Consider the following 17,027-nt stretch of genomic DNA (forward strand, 5'->3'; position numbering starts at 1 on the left):
TATCTTTAGCGTCTTCTACTGTGTTGGCAGATGTAATATGGAGGGGGACATCTACCAATAACGTAATCGATGAAAATCTCGTCATAAAAGATGATGTTTTACTTCCTTTAGGTGGAGTAAAAATTGAAGCGATTCACAAAGACGTGACTGTTACATTAACAAGAGATGTAACACTGAGTGGTCATTGGGCTGGTGAGTCCGATCTTTATTTAATAGCTGCAGAAGGCAGAAAAATTCGTTTTGAAGTCGATCATGATATAACGTTTGTAGGTTCTTCTCAAATTACCGCAGATGATCTCTTAATGGTCCAAAGTGGACCAGGAACAGTTGAAGTTGCGATTGGTGAAGGTAAAGTGTTTAAACTTACTTCTCAAGATTGTTCTGGTGGTGCCCTTTACTACGTACTGATGTATGGTGGAGCTAATGCGCCAGTTGATGAATATTGTTGCGATGAATATTGTAAACCAAGAGATTGCTGCTGTGATGAATATGTATCTGGCGGTTTATTTAATGATGAATATTCTTGTGATGAATATTGTTCACCAGGAAATGGTTGTAATGAAAATAGTGCATGCAGACCAACCTTAAGTTTTGTTTCGTTGGATACTCCAATACGGGCTTCCAACAGAAATAAACATGTTGTCATAGGTCCTAAATCACGCATGAGCTTTTTATCTTCACGTAAGATTGGTTGTGCGAGTGACGCTGGATACATCCAATTTGATCCGGCAATTGATGGTCTTGGTCGTATGCTTTTAGAAATCGAAAATAAAGGTGCATTTATAGCGGCTGGTCATTATACATGTCAAAGAAATGGTGGATGTATAACATTGGCTGATATTAAGCTGAGTGTTGCTGCAGGATATCAAGCAATTTGGAAAACATATAATAGTTTGGGTTCCTTCATTTCAGCGGGACTACTTGTCTTAGATAAGAATGAAACATTATCCGAATTATTAATTGATCCATTCTTAAATCTTCGTGCTCGCGAAGATCATGATGGTTATCGTGGAAATTTCTCTGGTAAACGGTATGGTGTTGTCATAGGTGCGAATGGTGCATTACTTGTTGATACAGATTCGTATCTTGATTTTGTTAGTCTTGCTCTTAATCAACTTCCATGTATTGCGCTTCGCAATGGAGGCTCAATAAGTAAATTACTTAAAATGCGTAACCCATCAGCGTTGATAATTGATGGTAATCTCAATCCAAGTTCGGTCGATGCACAAATATTATTTGGAGAGAGAGCTGCTCTCTTCTTAAGGTCAGGTATTGGTGAGGATGGTACAATTCGTGATGAATCTGATATGGATCCATTCACAGTAGATCCATCAAATCATACTCATGGTGCTGGTAATATTGTTTTTGATGTTGAAGGTGAATTGGATGTTACCGGAGCTACCGCGGCTTGTGATTGTGTTACAAGTAAAATAGAATTGCTTTCTTTAGAAGTATTCCCAACAGGTGGTTCTCTTTTTGTAGGATCAGGTGAAATAAACTTCCCACTACGTACATTCAATACAGAAGATAATGAATTCCTGATGTACAATTGTGGTGCATTCTTGATTAACAATAGAATGAACTTGCGTAATACAGCATTAAGTCATACTGATGAATGTCATAACGTTTGTCCATGTAATGATCTTAGATCAGAACCAACATACATTGGTGGTGAAACATTCAAATTGTTGTGTTCAGATATAAGACCAAGTATACGTTTTATAAATGCTGAGCTTAATGTAAACACTGATATAGCATTAACTGGTTTGGATTTAGTAGTACCAAACTTTGTTGATCATCTTGGTGTATTGCGAGCAAATCTTTCTAGTTTCATTTTCTATTCGAATGGTGCATGTGTTGATAATGGTACCGGTCGTCAAATGATTCTCGGTACACGTATTGGATCAACGGCAGCTGACGGATGTTCTCGTATTGATGGAGATGCGCATCTTGATATTATGGAACAAGATGAGGCTATAGCATCTAGACTGAATCCACTTGATCCAAATGGTAATCAAACCTTGGATCTTTTGACCGAAGAAAATGATGATAGTATTAATAATTCTATACTTCCAAGCGATGCAGGTACTACTTCAATCCATACAATATTCTTGGGTGGTTGCAGTAATATTTCGATCGGTGTAAATGCTGATACAACTGGATTTAATATAGATACAAATCCGTGGTTACGTATTGCAGGTAATGTGTTCTCATTCCAAACAAGAGGTGGAGAAGCAACCGTTGCACGAAGCGTTCTCACTGGTAAAAATGCTATATTTGTTGATTTGAATGGTAAAATTAGCATTGAACCAGGATTTTTAGTTAATATAGGTGTGATGGTAATTAAGAGTCATAATGGTATTGTGGACCTTCCTGCCGATCAAGTCTTCTTCAGCAACGGTGCAGGTGTTACAACATGGGATATGAACTTGGCTGATCCTGAAGATCAAATAATCATTGGTCCAGATCAAACCTTAGCTGTATACATATTGAACTGGTTGCTTGCTAAGAAAGATTGTCCAAACTTTACGCCGTTTAGTTGTTGTACATCTTCTTGTGTATGTCCACCTGTGACAGAAGCAAATGTAACAGGACTGCCAACAATTCAAGGAGAAGTTAATGACTTGCAACTTCGTGGAACGCGTCTTGGCGATCCTGCGCAGTTCTTGATTGATGGTGGTTATGTTCGTAGTTTAACATTCTCACCTATTTCAGAGTGTCCTGCAGAAGCTCCTGTGGCAGTAGTTGTTCTCAGAAATAATGGTCGTATTGGTCTTGACAGTACAACAACGTTGGGAGCAAATGGCGTAACTATTATCGCTGATGGCTCAGGTCAAGTTGTTGTAAACGATGACTTAGTTATTACTAATGTGTGTGCATTTGTAAAAGGTCCTAACTTTGAATCATGTGATTCATTACAACTATATAGTGCAGTGCCGCGTGAAATTCGTCTTAAATCAACTGGTACACTTAATTTGACATCATTCACTGATGTAACAGATATTGTTGCATTTATGGGAGAGTTGAAGTTGGTTGTTGAACCAGGTGCTAAGATTATCACTGGCGCAGGAACATTGCGCTTTGCTGAAAATTCACAGCTTCTGTTTGAATCATCAATAAGTGCAGAAGATTTCTTCTTTGCTATTCCTCATGGAGTACATGATTCAACACTTCCAATAACGACAGTTATTGCAGCAAATATTCACAATCCACTTTCTTCGTTGACTAACTTTGGACAAGGTCTGCATAACACTGATCAATTCCGTGTAAGAATTATTGGTGGTGGAACTATTGAATTAGTTGATAATGCACAAGGCTTAATACCATTCAATGCATTTGTTGGTATTGAAACAATTGATACTGCTACATGCACAATTCCAACAACTAATATTACATTGAATATTGCTGATAATGGTGTGTTTGCGATTGGACATTTCAACTACAATGAAGGCGGTGTTCTTCAAATTGGTAACATTGAAGATCTTGGAGCAGATCATTCTGTCAACTTTACATTAACGCTTGATGGTGAAAACGCTAACTTCTTAATTGGTAGTCGCGGATTCCTTGGTCTTGGAGTTGGTGTTGAACGCTTTGATGGATGTTGCGATGAAGTGTTACGTTCACGAGCATGTTCTGTAGACTTTACACCGAACGCAAACATCGTTAATACATTAAGTAATGTTGAAAAAATAACATTCCACTTCTTTAATGGTATCTTCCAACACGATCGTATATTCTCTGGTGATGATACCAATGCTTCATTAGTAGCAATCAGTGGAGAAGGTGATGTGGAGTTTGATCTAGACTTCCAAATACCTGATGAAAACATTAGTCCTACGTTGCAAAGAGGGTCAGACTTTAACGTTGCTGGTGGTGGTAATATAGTATTAATTCGACCAGGAAGCGGTGGTGTTCATCCAATTGTTCTTGATCAAGATGGTGATATTACCAATCGCTTGAGTGCAAGTATTATGGCATCAACGTTATTACAGCAACCGAATGTTGATGTAGAAGGCTTAACTGGTGCAGAGTTTTTTGATTATATGAAAACGCATGATGCATTAGTAGAATTTGATCGTGTTAATACTTTTGGTAGAGCGAATGCTGCAAGTCAGGGAGATAGCTTTAGACCAGAATTTGATGGTGCGCGTATTGATGCAGTAATTAGTGGTATTATTATTCGTGGTGCTCTCTATGATCTTTTTGGAGAAGGTCAAGAAGAATCTAAACGCAGAAATGCAATTGATACTGCAGCAGTGTTTGTAAATATCGACCCAGATTTGGGTGAAATATTAACAGCAACAAATATAGAAGACTAATAAAAATGGGATGGGTGTGAAAGCACCCATCCCGTTATCATAAACGTGCAACAATTAAAAAAAGGTAGTTGGTATGGACGTAATAAACAAAAGGAAATTAATGAAGAAAACCTTAAAAAGTATTGTGCTTTTAGGCGCATTATGTGGTGGGGCACTTCATGCGACTTTTCAATTTAGATCACCGCTGAGTCTAGAAGATCGTGGGTATATGCATTGGTTACTTGCACCATCTGATCAAGCATGGTGGTACGATCAAATGCCAAGTGAAAAAACGAATACAGATTGGAATATACATTTTTGGGGAGCTGGGTATACGCGTGTTGCAAGCAAAGCGTTTGGTACATGTGATCCGTGCCATGCTGACAAAATAACTCGTGATACAGTACCATTAGCGCAACTGTTTTTTGGTAAAGCAGTGTTTCGTGGTGAAGAAGTATTTGCTGGCGGAACATTTGCTGGACCTCTTTCTCCTGCTCAAGAATTGGTAAATAGTGTTAATCCATTTTTAGCTTTTGCGCGTATTAGACCTGTTTTTGATTACAATGAAGTTGGCGCACATATAGGTGTAGATTTTGCGCGTTATGTTGGTCAAGATGATAGGTTCCACATTGGTGCAAGAACATATATTCCATATAAGATTATTGAAATTGAACAAGACACCAGTATTGAAATTGAAGAAACATTGGATGATGTTTTCATAACACGAATTGTCAAATATGATGAGGGAATTGATCCAGATCAAATTGAATATGCTATGCGTTTCGATTTTCTCAGTACATTGGTTTTTAATTCTGTAACTACTCCGAGTGAAATAGTAACGCCAGTTCCTGTGGTAAGATATAGTAATACTCCTCCTGGATCTGTTTTGGTTACTGGTCAGCAGATCGCTGGTACCAGTTCAGCAATGGCTGGGCTTGCTGGCTATATGATAAAAAGTGACGACGGTACTGCACCAATACCTCCATTTAGAAGAACAGATGCTCAAGTAGGTCTTGTATTGGGACCTGATGGTCAAGGTATTGATGGAGAAACATATTTCCTTTCAATGGGTGTTGATTACGCTGGTAACTTGCGACAAGACAGAAATGCACAAGGTACTCTCTTTTTAGTTCCACGTGCTGAGGCAGATGGGACGCTGACTACTAATGCGGAAGATATTTTAACTAATGTGCGAGCAATCATTGATGGTGATCTTTTAATTTCTGAACCAGCTTCTACGTTCTTTTTAGATAATGGCATTAATTTGCTTGCATACGAACGTGTTGTTGGTGTTGGTGACTTATTTGCCGAAGTATACGGTGGTATTGGTCACTATGATGACTGGTTTGTAGATGGTCTGTTTGGTGTTCAGTTCCCAACAGCTAAAAAACAAGAAAATGCTAAACGCATCTATTACCAAACACTTGGTAACAACGGTCACGTCGAAATTAAACTTGCTGTAGATGGTGGTTGGAAGCCACGTTCATGGTTTGCATTTGAAATTCGTCCATCATTCTTCCATGTATGTAAACGTACTGAAAAACGTGCTGCTCCATTTACCGGTGCAACAGTTGCGAACATCGGACCAGAAATTGATGTGAATGTTTCATGGAACTATTTTGTTCTACGCACTGATTTTAGCTTCTTCCATCCGCATAATCCTGATCTTGGATTTGTTCTTGGTTATGAGTTGTTTGCTAAAGGCAACGATCGTGTATCATTTGGTTCATGCATTCCGTGTAATAATGAAACAGCAACAGATTTGTTAGGTCGTCCAGATCAACCAATGAGTGTTGATATTTACGAACACAATACCAATTCATTCACTAATAAGTTGCGTGGTCAAATATTCTACCGTTGTCACTATTTTGAAGTCTTTGGTGGCGGAACACAAATCGTTTCTGGTAGACATGCTATGAAGGAAAGTGAAGGCCATCTTGGTTTGACAATATACTTCTAAAAAATTTATTTTTTGAAAAAGGGAATGAAGATGAAAACAATAGTAACACAGTATAAAAAAACAATTTTTTCAATGGTTGTTGTAGCTGCAATGACCGTTTCTGCAGTAGCTGTAGCAGAGGCTGGTAAGTGCTCTCCATGTCAGGCAGCAAAATCGATTAGAGATGCTCATGCGCAATCAATTAAAGATGCCCAAACGGCAGATTTAGCTGTAGGTAAGCCATTTTCACGAGAAGCAGAATTAGATGCTGATGCAAAATGTAAGCCGTGTAGTAGAACTACGCGCGACGAAATGGCAGCAGATATAGATCAAGATCCTGCAAAATGTAAGCCATGCAGTAGAACCACACGAGATGAAATGGCAGCAAGTATTCAGCAGGATCCATCAAAAGATATAGTTGAAGCATGTTGTGAATTCTGTGCTCAACCAGGTAGCCTTGGTTGCCAAGGCGAAAATCGTTCGCGTTGCAATACCTGCCAACGGGGATTGATGAGAATGGCAATGGCGGCTGCGGCAATAGTGACTAAAGAAGCAGCATTGGATGAACTTCCTGCGGGTGTTTCTCGTGCACCGCGTGAAGAACTTGTTGATCCATGTGGTCCTTGTGGAATAGTCACTGAATGTATTAGTAAATGTAAACTCAATCAACAACTATGTGCACTGCAGCAATGTTGTAATGCGGTTAATCAACGCTTAGAGTGTCAAGGTAAAGACGCAAGAAAATGTTGTAAGAAAATAAAGCACAAAATAGAAGATGTTAAAGATTTGATTGGTGATCCTGATGCAATAGTAATTGACATACCATCATGCTCTGAAGGTCTTACTATTACTGATTTTATTGATAACACTGAAGTTGACATGATGACATGGCTAAAGAGCTTATATGTACTTCTGTACCAAGTGTATCTGTGTAGCTGTAATCCATGTATAGAATAAAAATTGTTATTATAAAATAATAATTTTGAATTTAAAAGAGAGAAACGGAGCCGAAAAACCCCGTTTCTCTTTGTTTTTTTGACAATAACTGTTGCTACGCGTAATCTTTTTCATAGTAGATGTAAGCCTTTAATCTAACCTGGTCTATAACGTATTCGCGCTCATCCTGAACTGGTTGAAGGATTAAGCGCGCTTTATTCTTCAACCAGTTCAGAATGAGCGCAGTGGAAGGGGGCAAGGGGAAATAGAGTGACTTGCGTTATTTATCCACACAATTATTTGCCGAGAGATTATGGAACAGAAAAAAAGTTTTTATGTAACAACTCCTATTTATTATGTTACCGCCAAACCACATTTGGGATCATTATATTCTACACTACTTGCTGATACCATCGCTCGATGGAATAAGTTGCAGGGCAAAGATGTATTCTTTTTGACAGGTACCGATGAGCATGGCCAAAAAATAGCCCAGGCGGCTGAACAAGCACAAAAATCACCTAAAGATTTTGTTGATAGTTTTATTTCCGATTTCAAAAAAGCATGGGAATTATATGATATTCGGTATGACAAATTTATTCGTACTACCGATGATTATCACGTAAAAGGTGCGCAAGAGTTTGTGACGGTGCTGATGGATAAAGGTTATATTTATAAATCAGTGTACAAAGGGTGGTATTGTACGCCCTGTGAAACATTTGTCGTTGAAATTAATGATCACGAGCAGTACACAAAGGGGCCGCAATGCCCATCCTGTGGCAGAGATACGCACATTGTTTCAGAAGAAACATACTTTTTTAAACTCTCCGCGTTTGGTGATAGACTCCTTGCGTTTTATAAAGAAAATCCAGATTTTATTGCACCAAAAGAACGGTTACACGAAGTTACCAGTTTTGTTGAATCTGGTTTAAAAGATTTAAGTATTTCTCGAACAACAGTCAAATGGGGTGTGCCATTTCCTCATGATCCACTCCATACGGTATATGTATGGGTGGAAGCCTTATCAAATTACATAACTGGTATTGGGTATGGTCAACCAGATAAACAAGACGAGTTTAAGAAATGGTGGCCAGCTGATGTACAGATTCTGGGTAAAGATATCATACGATTCCACGCAGTGTATTGGCCAGCAATGCTGATGGTAGCTGATTTACCTCTTCCCAAAAAATTACTGGTGCATGGATGGATTAAAGTTGATAAACAGAAAATGTCCAAATCTCTTGGTAATGTAATTGATCCGATCGAATTAGAAAAAAAATATGGTGCAGAACCAATCAGATATTATTTGTTGCGACAAATTGCGGTAAATCAAGATGGTGATTTTAGTATTGCAGATGTAGAAAATCGTATTGAATCAGATTTGGCTAATGATTTGGGTAACTTACTAAACCGTATGGTTGCGTTAGCTGAAAAGCATGGAGTTACAGAAGTTAATGTTCCATCAAAATTATCCCAAGCATCACTCAGTTTGCATGATGAAAGCATGCAAACTGTAAAAGATTTTTGTGTACACATGGATGATTATATGTTTCATCATGCGCTTGCGCGTTTGTGGAAATTTATACATGCAACAAACGCATATTTTCACGGTCAGGAGCCATGGAAAGTTGCCAAGAATGATACACAATTGTTTTTAGAGATTATTTCAAGCACGTGCCATAGCTTGCGTACTGTTGCATTATTATTGTGGCCAGTTATGCCAAAGAAAATGGAAGAGTTGCTTGCAAGTCTTGGTGTGTCGTTTAAACACGAAGATCACACGCTTGAAAATTTAGAATTAAATAGCTGGAACAAAACATTTACATTGAAAAAAATTCCAACATTGTTTGAAAAACCTGTACGTGAAATAACAGAGGAAAAATCAATGAAGTCAGAAGAAACTGAAAAAGTAGTTGCTGAGCAACTGCAAAATGATTACATCACTATAGATGACCTGGCAAAAGTGGAATTACTAACAGGTACCATAGATGCGTGCGTTGAGGTTGCGGGATACGATAAACTTTTGCAATTAACGGTTGACTTGGGAGCAAAGGGTAAGCGTACAATTTTTTCAGGAATTAAAAAGTGGTACACCCCAGCGGATCTTGTGGGAAAACGTGGATTATTTGCAGCCAACTTAAAACCGCGCAAAATGGCTGGTACTGAATCAAATGGCATGATGATGATGCCAGAAGATGAAAATGGTAAACCTCAATTGGTTCAATTTCCTGATTCCGTTGGTAACGGCGTACGATTGAAGTAAATTGGTTAAGAATGATTTCAAAAAAAGGGCTGAGTGTATCAGCCCTTTTTTATTTGTTTTTTATGGTTCATTAATGTTTAACCGATTTTTGTTTAAAAAAAATAGCAGCTTCTGATTCAGTAATTTTTGATTGAGCCATTGAAACAGTCAAATCAAATAGTTCATCATCTTGAGCGTCAATAAAAATATCGTTGTATGCCAAAAAAAGAATAGCAACTATAAGACCAGTTCGTTTATTGCCATCAAGGAATGGATGATTTTTTATAATTGCATACATATAGCTTGAGGCCATGTGATAAATATCAGGGTGTAGATATTTTTGATCGAAGGTGGCACGGGGATAGTTAATTGCCGAATCTAGTAAGTTCTCATCTCGTAATCCATGAAGTCCGCCATAGCGATTGATTTGATTAATTTGAATCAATTTTACGTCTTCAAGTGTAAGAAATTTAATTTTCATAACTAATTAATTTTTTGATAACTTTTTGAGAACGGTATTATATTTATCAACGAGTTCTTCGTATAATTCTTGCAACTTCGGATCTTCGCTAATAAGTGATGATGCTGATTCTGCGTGAATGGGTTCTATGATGATATTAGTACCATCAGTTCTTATGTTGATGCGTGTTTGTTCGTTTATATTGAGAAGATCAAGAATTGGTTTATCAATGAGAACGGCCAGGCTGTTGCCATGTTTTGATAGTTTTTTAATCATGAGATTCCTATTTTTTAGGCTTAATTCTATGTTTAGTATATAACCATGTTGTAACATAGGTCAATACATTGTTAAAATGGTTCAGTTTTTTCTAGCTAAGAACGGTTACCTAAACTATGGCAGGGAGTTTCTTCAATTGAAAATGCGGGTAGTGATTTAACATTACTACCGCCTACTTATTTTGATCTATTATTGCGATTTATAATTACATTCTTTATTAACACAAATCAGTGTAGATTCGCCTTCTTTGTTTGTTTTCTTGGTCAAGAACGGCCACTTACATTGTGGGCATGGAGTTTCTTCAACTGCATCAAAGATTGCAAGTTTGCATTGAGGGTATCCCGCGCATCCCCAGAATTTACCACCACGCCATGCGCGTTCGATAATATCATTACCGCATTGTGGGCATGGGAATGGTAATTTTTTACGTTCTATGTATTTACATTCTGGGTAGCCAGAACATGCGATAAAGTCACCATATTTACCGTGCATTTGTCGCAATTTTTTGCCACACACAGGACAATCTTTATCCAATAATTTTGGCGCTTCTACCTCTTTTAATTCAATAACACCTTTTTCATCACGCACAAAGTTGGAAGTAAAGTGACATTCGGGATAACCAGTACAGCCCAAAAATTCACCAGATTTGCCGAATCGTATCGCAAGTTTATGGTCTTTGCATTGTGGACAGGTGATATCAGTTTCAACAGCTTTTTTATTTGCATCTTTGCCGCTAAATGCAGCGAGATCTTTTTCAAATGTTTTATGGAAGTTTTTGAGTAGCACATCGCGTTCAAGCTCTCCATGTGCAACTTTATCTAATTCTTCTTCCATAAGTGCGGTAAACTTAGGATCCATGATGTCTGGTAAATTTTTCACGAGCATGTCGGTAACAACCATGCCAAGTTCTGTTGGCACAAATTTCTTTTTTTCTAGTGTTGTATATGCGCGTGCGCGGATGGTGTTAAGAATTGTTGCATATGTACTTGGTCGTCCAATGCCTTCTTTTTCCAGCTCTTTAACGAGCGAAGCTTCAGTAAAGCGTGGTTGAGGCTGAGTAAAGTGTTGTTTAGGATCCATTTTTTTAAGATCGAGTGGTTTTTTTGCTTTAATATCTGCTGGTAGTACAACTTTATCGTCTTTTTCGCCTTCTTCCTCTTCTTGATAGACGTGTAAGAAACCATCAAAAATAAGTGTTGAGCCAGTAACTTTAAAAGTATAAATACCGCCTTTGATAACAACTTGGCGTTGTGCGTATTCAGCCGCTTTCATTTGACACGCAACAAAGCGTTTCCAAATTAGGTCATATAATTTTGCTTCATCTGGTGGGAGATATTGTCTAATTTTTTCTGGGGCCATTGTAATGTCAATTGGTCTGATTGCTTCATGGGCATCTTGTGTTTTTGTTTTTGTCTTTTTTTCGAATACGTTTGCTTTGGCAGGCAGATAATCAGATTTATAATTTTTAGTGATAAAAGAGCGTACTTGTTGTAATGCAGTATCAGCAATACGTAATGAATCAGTACGCATGTACGTAATAAGGGCTACCGGAGAGGTTGGGTCTTTAAGCGGCAAACCTTCATACAAGTGTTGTGCAATTTGCATCGTTTTTTTAACGGAAAACCCAAGTAAGTTGTATGCAGCTTGTTGCAAAGTACTCGTCATAAAGGGAGGAAGTGGGTTTCTGGTACGAACTTTATCGGTAACAGAATCAATGGCATATTTTTCTTTTTTGATACCATCAATAACTTTGGTAGCTGTTTTTTCGTCTTTTATTTCAGCTTTTTCTTTGCCAATATTGGTTAATGGAGCTGCGATGAGTGCCTTGTTATGTGCAAAGCTGCCGGTAATGCTCCAATATTCTTCTGGAACAAAGCTGCGAATGGATTTTTCGCGGTCACAAATCATGCGCAACGCTACTGATTGCACACGTCCTGCTGAAAGACCTTTTGCTATTTTTCTCCATAAAATAGGAGAAACTTCGTAACCTACCCACCTATCCAATACACGGCGTGCTTGCTGTGCTTCAACAAGCTTCATGTTAATTTCGCCAGGATGACTGATAGCATTTATAATTGCTGGTTCGGTAATTTCGTTAAAACTGATTCGGTAGATTTTCGCATTCTTTTTAGCTACTTTTGCAATTTCTTGTGCAATGTGCCAGCCAATGATTTCCCCCTCACGATCAGGATCGGGGGCTAGATAAATGATATCGCACGTAGACGCTTGTTTGCAGATACTTGCAATTGTTTGGTCTTTACCGTCAAGAACTACATATTGTATTGAAACACCGTCTTTATCAATGGAAACACCAATCTTTTTTGAAGGTAGGTCCTTGATGTGCCCCATAGTGGACATAACGACATAGTCTTTGTCCAATAACTTGGAAATGGTTTTAATTTTCGATGGTGATTCAACAATGATTAACTTTTTCATATCTATCTTTTTAATTTAGCCAATGATCGTTATGTTGTATCATATTATGACTTTCTTTTCATCTTTTTTTTTCCTATCTCTACTCTATAATAAAATATGTATTTTCAAAAAGTCAAATAATTTAATAAATCAGTTTGTATGTGCCTGATTGTTAAAAAAAATAATTGATTGTTTTTTTTACTGATTGTCGCGTATACGATATTTTTGTAAAGCTTTATATAATCTATCGATTGTATTTTTAAGGTTGTCCATTTTTTATTCCCATATTACTATTATTATTGCAATAATAGAATTTATTTTTATATAAAATCAATAGTTTTAATCAAATTGGAAAAATAGTGATAGGGTTTTGAGAAAAAAGAATGATGGTGTAAAATAGGTATAAAGATAGTTTCATTCATAAGGGAAGATCATGTCCGTCAAATATCGTGATTTATTGGAAAAAGTAAGAGATTTAAAATTAAACAAAGATGATGTGCCTACGCTCACATATGAAGACGAAAATGATTTGCTTGCTGATCCGGTTATCATTGAGCGACAACATCTTATCAATCTACTAAAACGGTTCAAGCAAGAGCGTATTACGCAGGAAGATCTTTTTGACTGGATTCATTTTGTGTGGTTTTCTGATTTTTTTACGTGCGCAGACGATGATGCTGATTGTATTACCGGAGTTGTTCAGGTATTGGAGGAATTGGAAGAAGAAGGGGATATCATGCCTGAAGAAGTTGAGCATTGCTTATATGCATTGGAACATAATACGAAGGTGGAGGGGATTTTTTAGAGTTCTTTGCCACTTGTCGAAATAGCAAATCTTTTATAAGGTAAGAACATAAGAGCAGATACACATAAAGGAGATATGATGACACTCGTTCAATCGTGGATAGATTCGCTGAGATTACTAAAACCAAAGAATTTGCAATTATTTACAATGGTAACACTCAAATCAATAGTAGAAGCATATAAATTGATGTTTCGTTTTTTCTGGTGGGTAGTGCCGGCTTTGATATTGTTTTCTGTGTTATTGTCTTTAGTTGGGCCATTCACTTTTCCTAATTACTATGGACCACTCGAGGCTCTTCGGGATTATAATCTGTACTGGTTTTATTTTCATATGAGAGAGTTGTCATATGTGTTGTATGGGCTACTATTTTTGGCTGTTTGTTTTATTACTCGACCTTCTGTGATGCAAAAAAATTGGAGTTATTTACGTACGCAGTATAGAAAAATTATTCTGTATTGGTTGTTTATTATAGCTATTTTTAATGTATCAGCACTTGTGGTATGGTATATTTTTTTAGTTCTCTTTTTTCTTGATTCAGAAGGTGGTCCAAAAAACTTCCTTCTTTCAATGTGGTATGCATTAAAAATGATTATTTTTAATTTTCCACTCATTCTGGCTATAGGTATTATTTTGAGATTTCCAATGTGGTTTTTGAATCTGCTTTATTATCACTATTATGGGAATATCATTATTATACCAACGGTGATCTATAATATAATAGGCGTGTTATTGCTGCCAATCGGTATATGTACCTATGCAAATATTTATATCAAAAAGCTTCATGATCAATTTGATCTTTATTTTAAACCAACGCAATAAGGACTATCATGGAAATTGGAATGGTTGTCAGAAATCTTTTTTCACGGTTCTTGCTTATTGTAGTTACCATTATTTTTTTCATTCCAATTGCTATCTTTATTTGTTTTCCTGAGAAATATCGCTATAAATATCCCGTTATTTTTTATCCCGTACATTGGTTTTACGTTGCCATTTTGAAAATTACTTTTTTACCTATCACGTATAAAGGCTTAGAAAACATTCCAAAAGATCAGGCAGTCATTTTTGCGGCTAATCATCAATCAACATTAGATATTCCTCTTGTTGGCGTACTATCAAAAGGTGTGCCGCATGTGTGGCTGGCAAAAGCGGAATTAATGGATTCCGTTTTTATACGGTGGTTAGTACCTTTGATATCGGTTCTTGTTGATGTATCTTCACCACGCAATGCTATGTTATCGCTTCGTAAAATATTAACAATCGTGAACAATCATCATCGCAACCTTATTATTTTTCCAGAAGGTACACGACGGATAGATGGGAAAGTTCATGATTTTTTTAATGGATTTGCAATCATTGCAAAAAAGACAGGTCGTCCTGTTGTTCCCGTTTGTGTCATTGGCGTTAATAAGGCATATCCGCCTGAAACTTTTTGGTTGCGTCTGTATCCAGTCACGGTAATTGTTGGTAAACCGTTGCTCTACGAGCAGAGTGATACGGATGAATCATTTAAACAACGTGTACATAATTGGTTTGTTGAGCAAATGGAGCAGGGCGCGTGATTAGTAATTTTTTTGTGCGGTGTGCACATCCATGGTATAGTGCAATCCTTTTAGGTGTTATTTTTTTGATTATCATTGCGCGCAAGTTTTTATACAAAACCGTTGTGTATCGTTATTCGTTAGGACATTCACTTAAAAAAAAGAATGTTACTACACATATTCATAAAAAAGTTTTTTATTTTTTACGGGTGCTTGTTTTGCTTTTGTTAGCAGTTGTTGTGGCAAAACTTCAGATAGTTGATTCGCGTTCTAAAATACCGCTTTCGGGAATTGATATTGTTTTGGTTCTTGATGTTTCTGGAAGTATGCAATTTAGAGACTATGATGACGATGAACGTTCTCGATTTGATGTAGCCAAGGCGGAAGCAATTCGTTTTATTGAAAAACGAACGAGTGATGCGCTTGGTCTTGTTTTGTTTGGTAAAGATACGGTGTCGCGGTGTCCAATTACGTTTGATAAACAAATGCTCAAAGATGTGGTGGATGAATTAAAGCTTGGCGTTATAGATTCCGAAGGCACCATGTTGATCACCGGAATTGTAACAGCTGCTAACCGACTAAAGCACTCTCAGGCTACAAGTAAAGTCATGATTGTTTTGACTGATGGTGAACCAAGTGAAGGTGATATGGATCCATCTGTTGGTATTGATGTAGCAAAAAAATTAGGAATAAAAATATACACTGTTGGTATTGGTAGTGAACAGGAACAGGTCTTTATGCATCCACTCTACGGGGTTGTTGCAAAACCGAAGGTCAATAAAGATTTGTTGATGAAAGTCGCGAGTCAAACGGGTGGGCATTATTTCTTGGCGCGCAATGCAGGAGACATGCGGCGTATTTATGATAAAATTGATGCGTTAGAAAAAACAGAACATGAAGTTCCTATGTTTAGCTTGTATTATGATGTGTTGATTCCGTTTGTTGCTGTTATTATGGGACTTCTCTTTTTTGAATTATTACTTTCAACATATGTATGGTTTAGGTTATGACAATCAATATAAGTAGTATTACCTGGGGCGCTCTTAACAATGCATGGTGTTTTCTTTTATTAATAATCGCAGTGCTATTATTGTGCATTCGTTATGGAAAACAGCGAAAAGCGCAAAATCTTTTAGTTGGTAGTCATGTTGAATTTTTACGTAATGTATCGCCAAAAAAACAATTTTTAAAATGTATTTTGTTCAGTGTTGGGTTTTTATTTTTATGCATAGCATTGTTACGACCGCAATGGAATAAATCAGAAGAAACGGTGATGCAAGAAGGGCGCGATTTATATATTGCGCTTGATATTTCGCGCAGTATGTTAGCAACAGATTCTTCACCAAATCGATTGATCTGTGCAAAAGAAAAAATTAAGCGTCTTATTAAAAAACTTTCTTGTGAACGTGTAGGACTCATTCTATTTTCTGGTTCTGCGTTTGTGCAATGTCCGCTCACGTCCGATTATGCAGCGTTTCATTTATATCTTGACGCAGTTGATGCAGAATTAATTTCTTCTGGAACCACCGCGCTTGATCAAGCCATACGGCAAGCGCTCACTTCTTTTGTATCCATTCCAGAGCGAAAAAGTAAATTACTTGTATTGTTTACTGATGGTGAAGATTTTTCTCATAACCTTAATGATATTAAACAAGAAGCTACCGATTCCCATCTTTCTATTTTTACGATTGGGGTTGGTACACCAGAAGGAGCTCCGGTTCCATTATTTGATCATCATGGTAATATAATCGGACATCAAAAAGATGCAAAAGGTGGCGTGGTTATATCACGGTTGAATGAAGGTATTTTGCGTACGCTTTCTCAAGATGCTGGCGGTAGTTATATTCGTGCAACTGATAATGACGATGATGTTACAGCATTTGTTTCGGCAGTGAATGCCTTTGAGAAAGAAGAACTTGCAGAACAGAAATTTTCTCGTTATGAAGACCAGTATCATTATTTTTTGTTAGTAAGTTTTATCTGTTTTGCGCTTGAGTGGTTATTATGAAATTAGGAATAGCGACATTTGTTAAGTTATTTTCAAGATATCTTATCGCGCTCGTCCTGAACTTGTTGAAGGATATCTTCGAGCGCTCGGGGATATCCTTCAACAAGTTCAGG

12 protein-coding genes are annotated in these 17,027 nt (G+C 37.3%); 9 read left to right on the forward strand and 3 right to left on the reverse strand.

Features of this window, described 5'->3' with window-relative positions; all coding sequences use genetic code 11:
* The 4 genes from VJJ26_05665 to metG form a co-directional block, all read left to right on the forward strand.
* Positions 1-4,319, forward strand: a 4,319-nt coding sequence (locus tag VJJ26_05665) for a hypothetical protein (GenBank protein ID HLC07637.1), incomplete at its 5' end; no start/stop codon positions are given.
* A gap of 100 nt (positions 4,320-4,419) precedes the next feature.
* Complete coding sequence (locus VJJ26_05670) at positions 4,420-6,258, forward strand: hypothetical protein (protein HLC07638.1); 1,839 nt, start codon at positions 4,420-4,422, stop codon at positions 6,256-6,258.
* A gap of 30 nt (positions 6,259-6,288) precedes the next feature.
* Positions 6,289-7,194, forward strand: coding sequence for a hypothetical protein (locus VJJ26_05675; GenBank protein HLC07639.1), 906 nt, complete (start codon positions 6,289-6,291; stop codon positions 7,192-7,194).
* Positions 7,195-7,486: 292 nt separating this feature from the next.
* On the forward strand, positions 7,487-9,433 hold the full coding sequence (metG, locus tag VJJ26_05680) for a methionine--tRNA ligase (GenBank protein ID HLC07640.1): 1,947 nt from the start codon (positions 7,487-7,489) through the stop codon (positions 9,431-9,433).
* A gap of 70 nt (positions 9,434-9,503) precedes the next feature.
* Here metG and VJJ26_05685 read toward each other — a convergent pair whose 3' ends face one another.
* From VJJ26_05685 to topA, 3 genes are all read right to left on the reverse strand, one after another.
* Positions 9,504-9,893 (reverse strand): type II toxin-antitoxin system death-on-curing family toxin, encoded by a 390-nt coding sequence (locus VJJ26_05685; GenBank protein HLC07641.1) that lies wholly within the window; start codon positions 9,891-9,893, stop codon positions 9,504-9,506.
* Positions 9,894-9,899: 6 nt separating this feature from the next.
* Entirely contained in the window at positions 9,900-10,148 is a 249-nt protein-coding gene (locus VJJ26_05690; protein ID HLC07642.1) for a hypothetical protein, read from the reverse strand.
* Between the two features lie 189 nt (positions 10,149-10,337).
* A complete protein-coding gene (gene topA / locus VJJ26_05695; protein ID HLC07643.1) occupies positions 10,338-12,584 on the reverse strand; it encodes a type I DNA topoisomerase in 2,247 nt (748 codons plus the stop codon).
* Positions 12,585-12,996: 412 nt separating this feature from the next.
* On the opposite strand from topA, the gene VJJ26_05700 reads away from it, so the two are divergent.
* From VJJ26_05700 to VJJ26_05720, 5 genes are all read left to right on the forward strand, one after another.
* Complete coding sequence (locus VJJ26_05700; GenBank protein HLC07644.1) at positions 12,997-13,368, forward strand: hypothetical protein; 372 nt, start codon at positions 12,997-12,999, stop codon at positions 13,366-13,368.
* A 75-nt stretch (positions 13,369-13,443) separates the two neighbouring features.
* Positions 13,444-14,187, forward strand: a complete 744-nt coding sequence (locus VJJ26_05705) for a hypothetical protein (protein ID HLC07645.1) — start codon at positions 13,444-13,446, stop codon at positions 14,185-14,187.
* A gap of 8 nt (positions 14,188-14,195) precedes the next feature.
* Positions 14,196-14,927, forward strand: a complete 732-nt coding sequence (locus tag VJJ26_05710) for a lysophospholipid acyltransferase family protein (GenBank protein HLC07646.1) — start codon at positions 14,196-14,198, stop codon at positions 14,925-14,927.
* On the forward strand, positions 14,924-15,916 hold the full coding sequence (locus tag VJJ26_05715) for a VWA domain-containing protein (protein ID HLC07647.1): 993 nt from the start codon (positions 14,924-14,926) through the stop codon (positions 15,914-15,916). Before VJJ26_05710 ends, VJJ26_05715 begins: the two co-directional genes overlap by 4 nt.
* Positions 15,913-16,914 (forward strand): VWA domain-containing protein, encoded by a 1,002-nt coding sequence (locus VJJ26_05720; GenBank protein HLC07648.1) that lies wholly within the window; start codon positions 15,913-15,915, stop codon positions 16,912-16,914. The genes VJJ26_05715 and VJJ26_05720 overlap by 4 nt, the downstream gene beginning before the upstream one ends.
* Positions 16,915-17,027 lie beyond the last annotated feature (113 nt).

It is taken from the genome of Candidatus Babeliales bacterium (assembly GCA_035288105.1).
Classification (GTDB): Bacteria; Babelota; Babeliae; order Babelales; family Vermiphilaceae; genus SOIL31.

Coding starts and splice junctions, on each gene's coding strand:
- VJJ26_05670 (HLC07638.1), top strand. CDS start 4,420: ATGAAGAAAACCTTAAAAAGTATTGTGCTTTTAGGCGCATTATGTGGT.
- VJJ26_05675 (HLC07639.1), top strand. CDS start 6,289: ATGAAAACAATAGTAACACAGTATAAAAAAACAATTTTTTCAATGGTT.
- metG (HLC07640.1), top strand. CDS start 7,487: ATGGAACAGAAAAAAAGTTTTTATGTAACAACTCCTATTTATTATGTT.
- VJJ26_05685 (HLC07641.1), bottom strand. CDS start 9,893: ATGAAAATTAAATTTCTTACACTTGAAGACGTAAAATTGATTCAAATT.
- VJJ26_05690 (HLC07642.1), bottom strand. CDS start 10,148: ATGATTAAAAAACTATCAAAACATGGCAACAGCCTGGCCGTTCTCATT.
- topA (HLC07643.1), bottom strand. CDS start 12,584: ATGAAAAAGTTAATCATTGTTGAATCACCATCGAAAATTAAAACCATT.
- VJJ26_05700 (HLC07644.1), top strand. CDS start 12,997: ATGTCCGTCAAATATCGTGATTTATTGGAAAAAGTAAGAGATTTAAAA.
- VJJ26_05705 (HLC07645.1), top strand. CDS start 13,444: ATGATGACACTCGTTCAATCGTGGATAGATTCGCTGAGATTACTAAAA.
- VJJ26_05710 (HLC07646.1), top strand. CDS start 14,196: ATGGAAATTGGAATGGTTGTCAGAAATCTTTTTTCACGGTTCTTGCTT.
- VJJ26_05720 (HLC07648.1), top strand. CDS start 15,913: ATGACAATCAATATAAGTAGTATTACCTGGGGCGCTCTTAACAATGCA.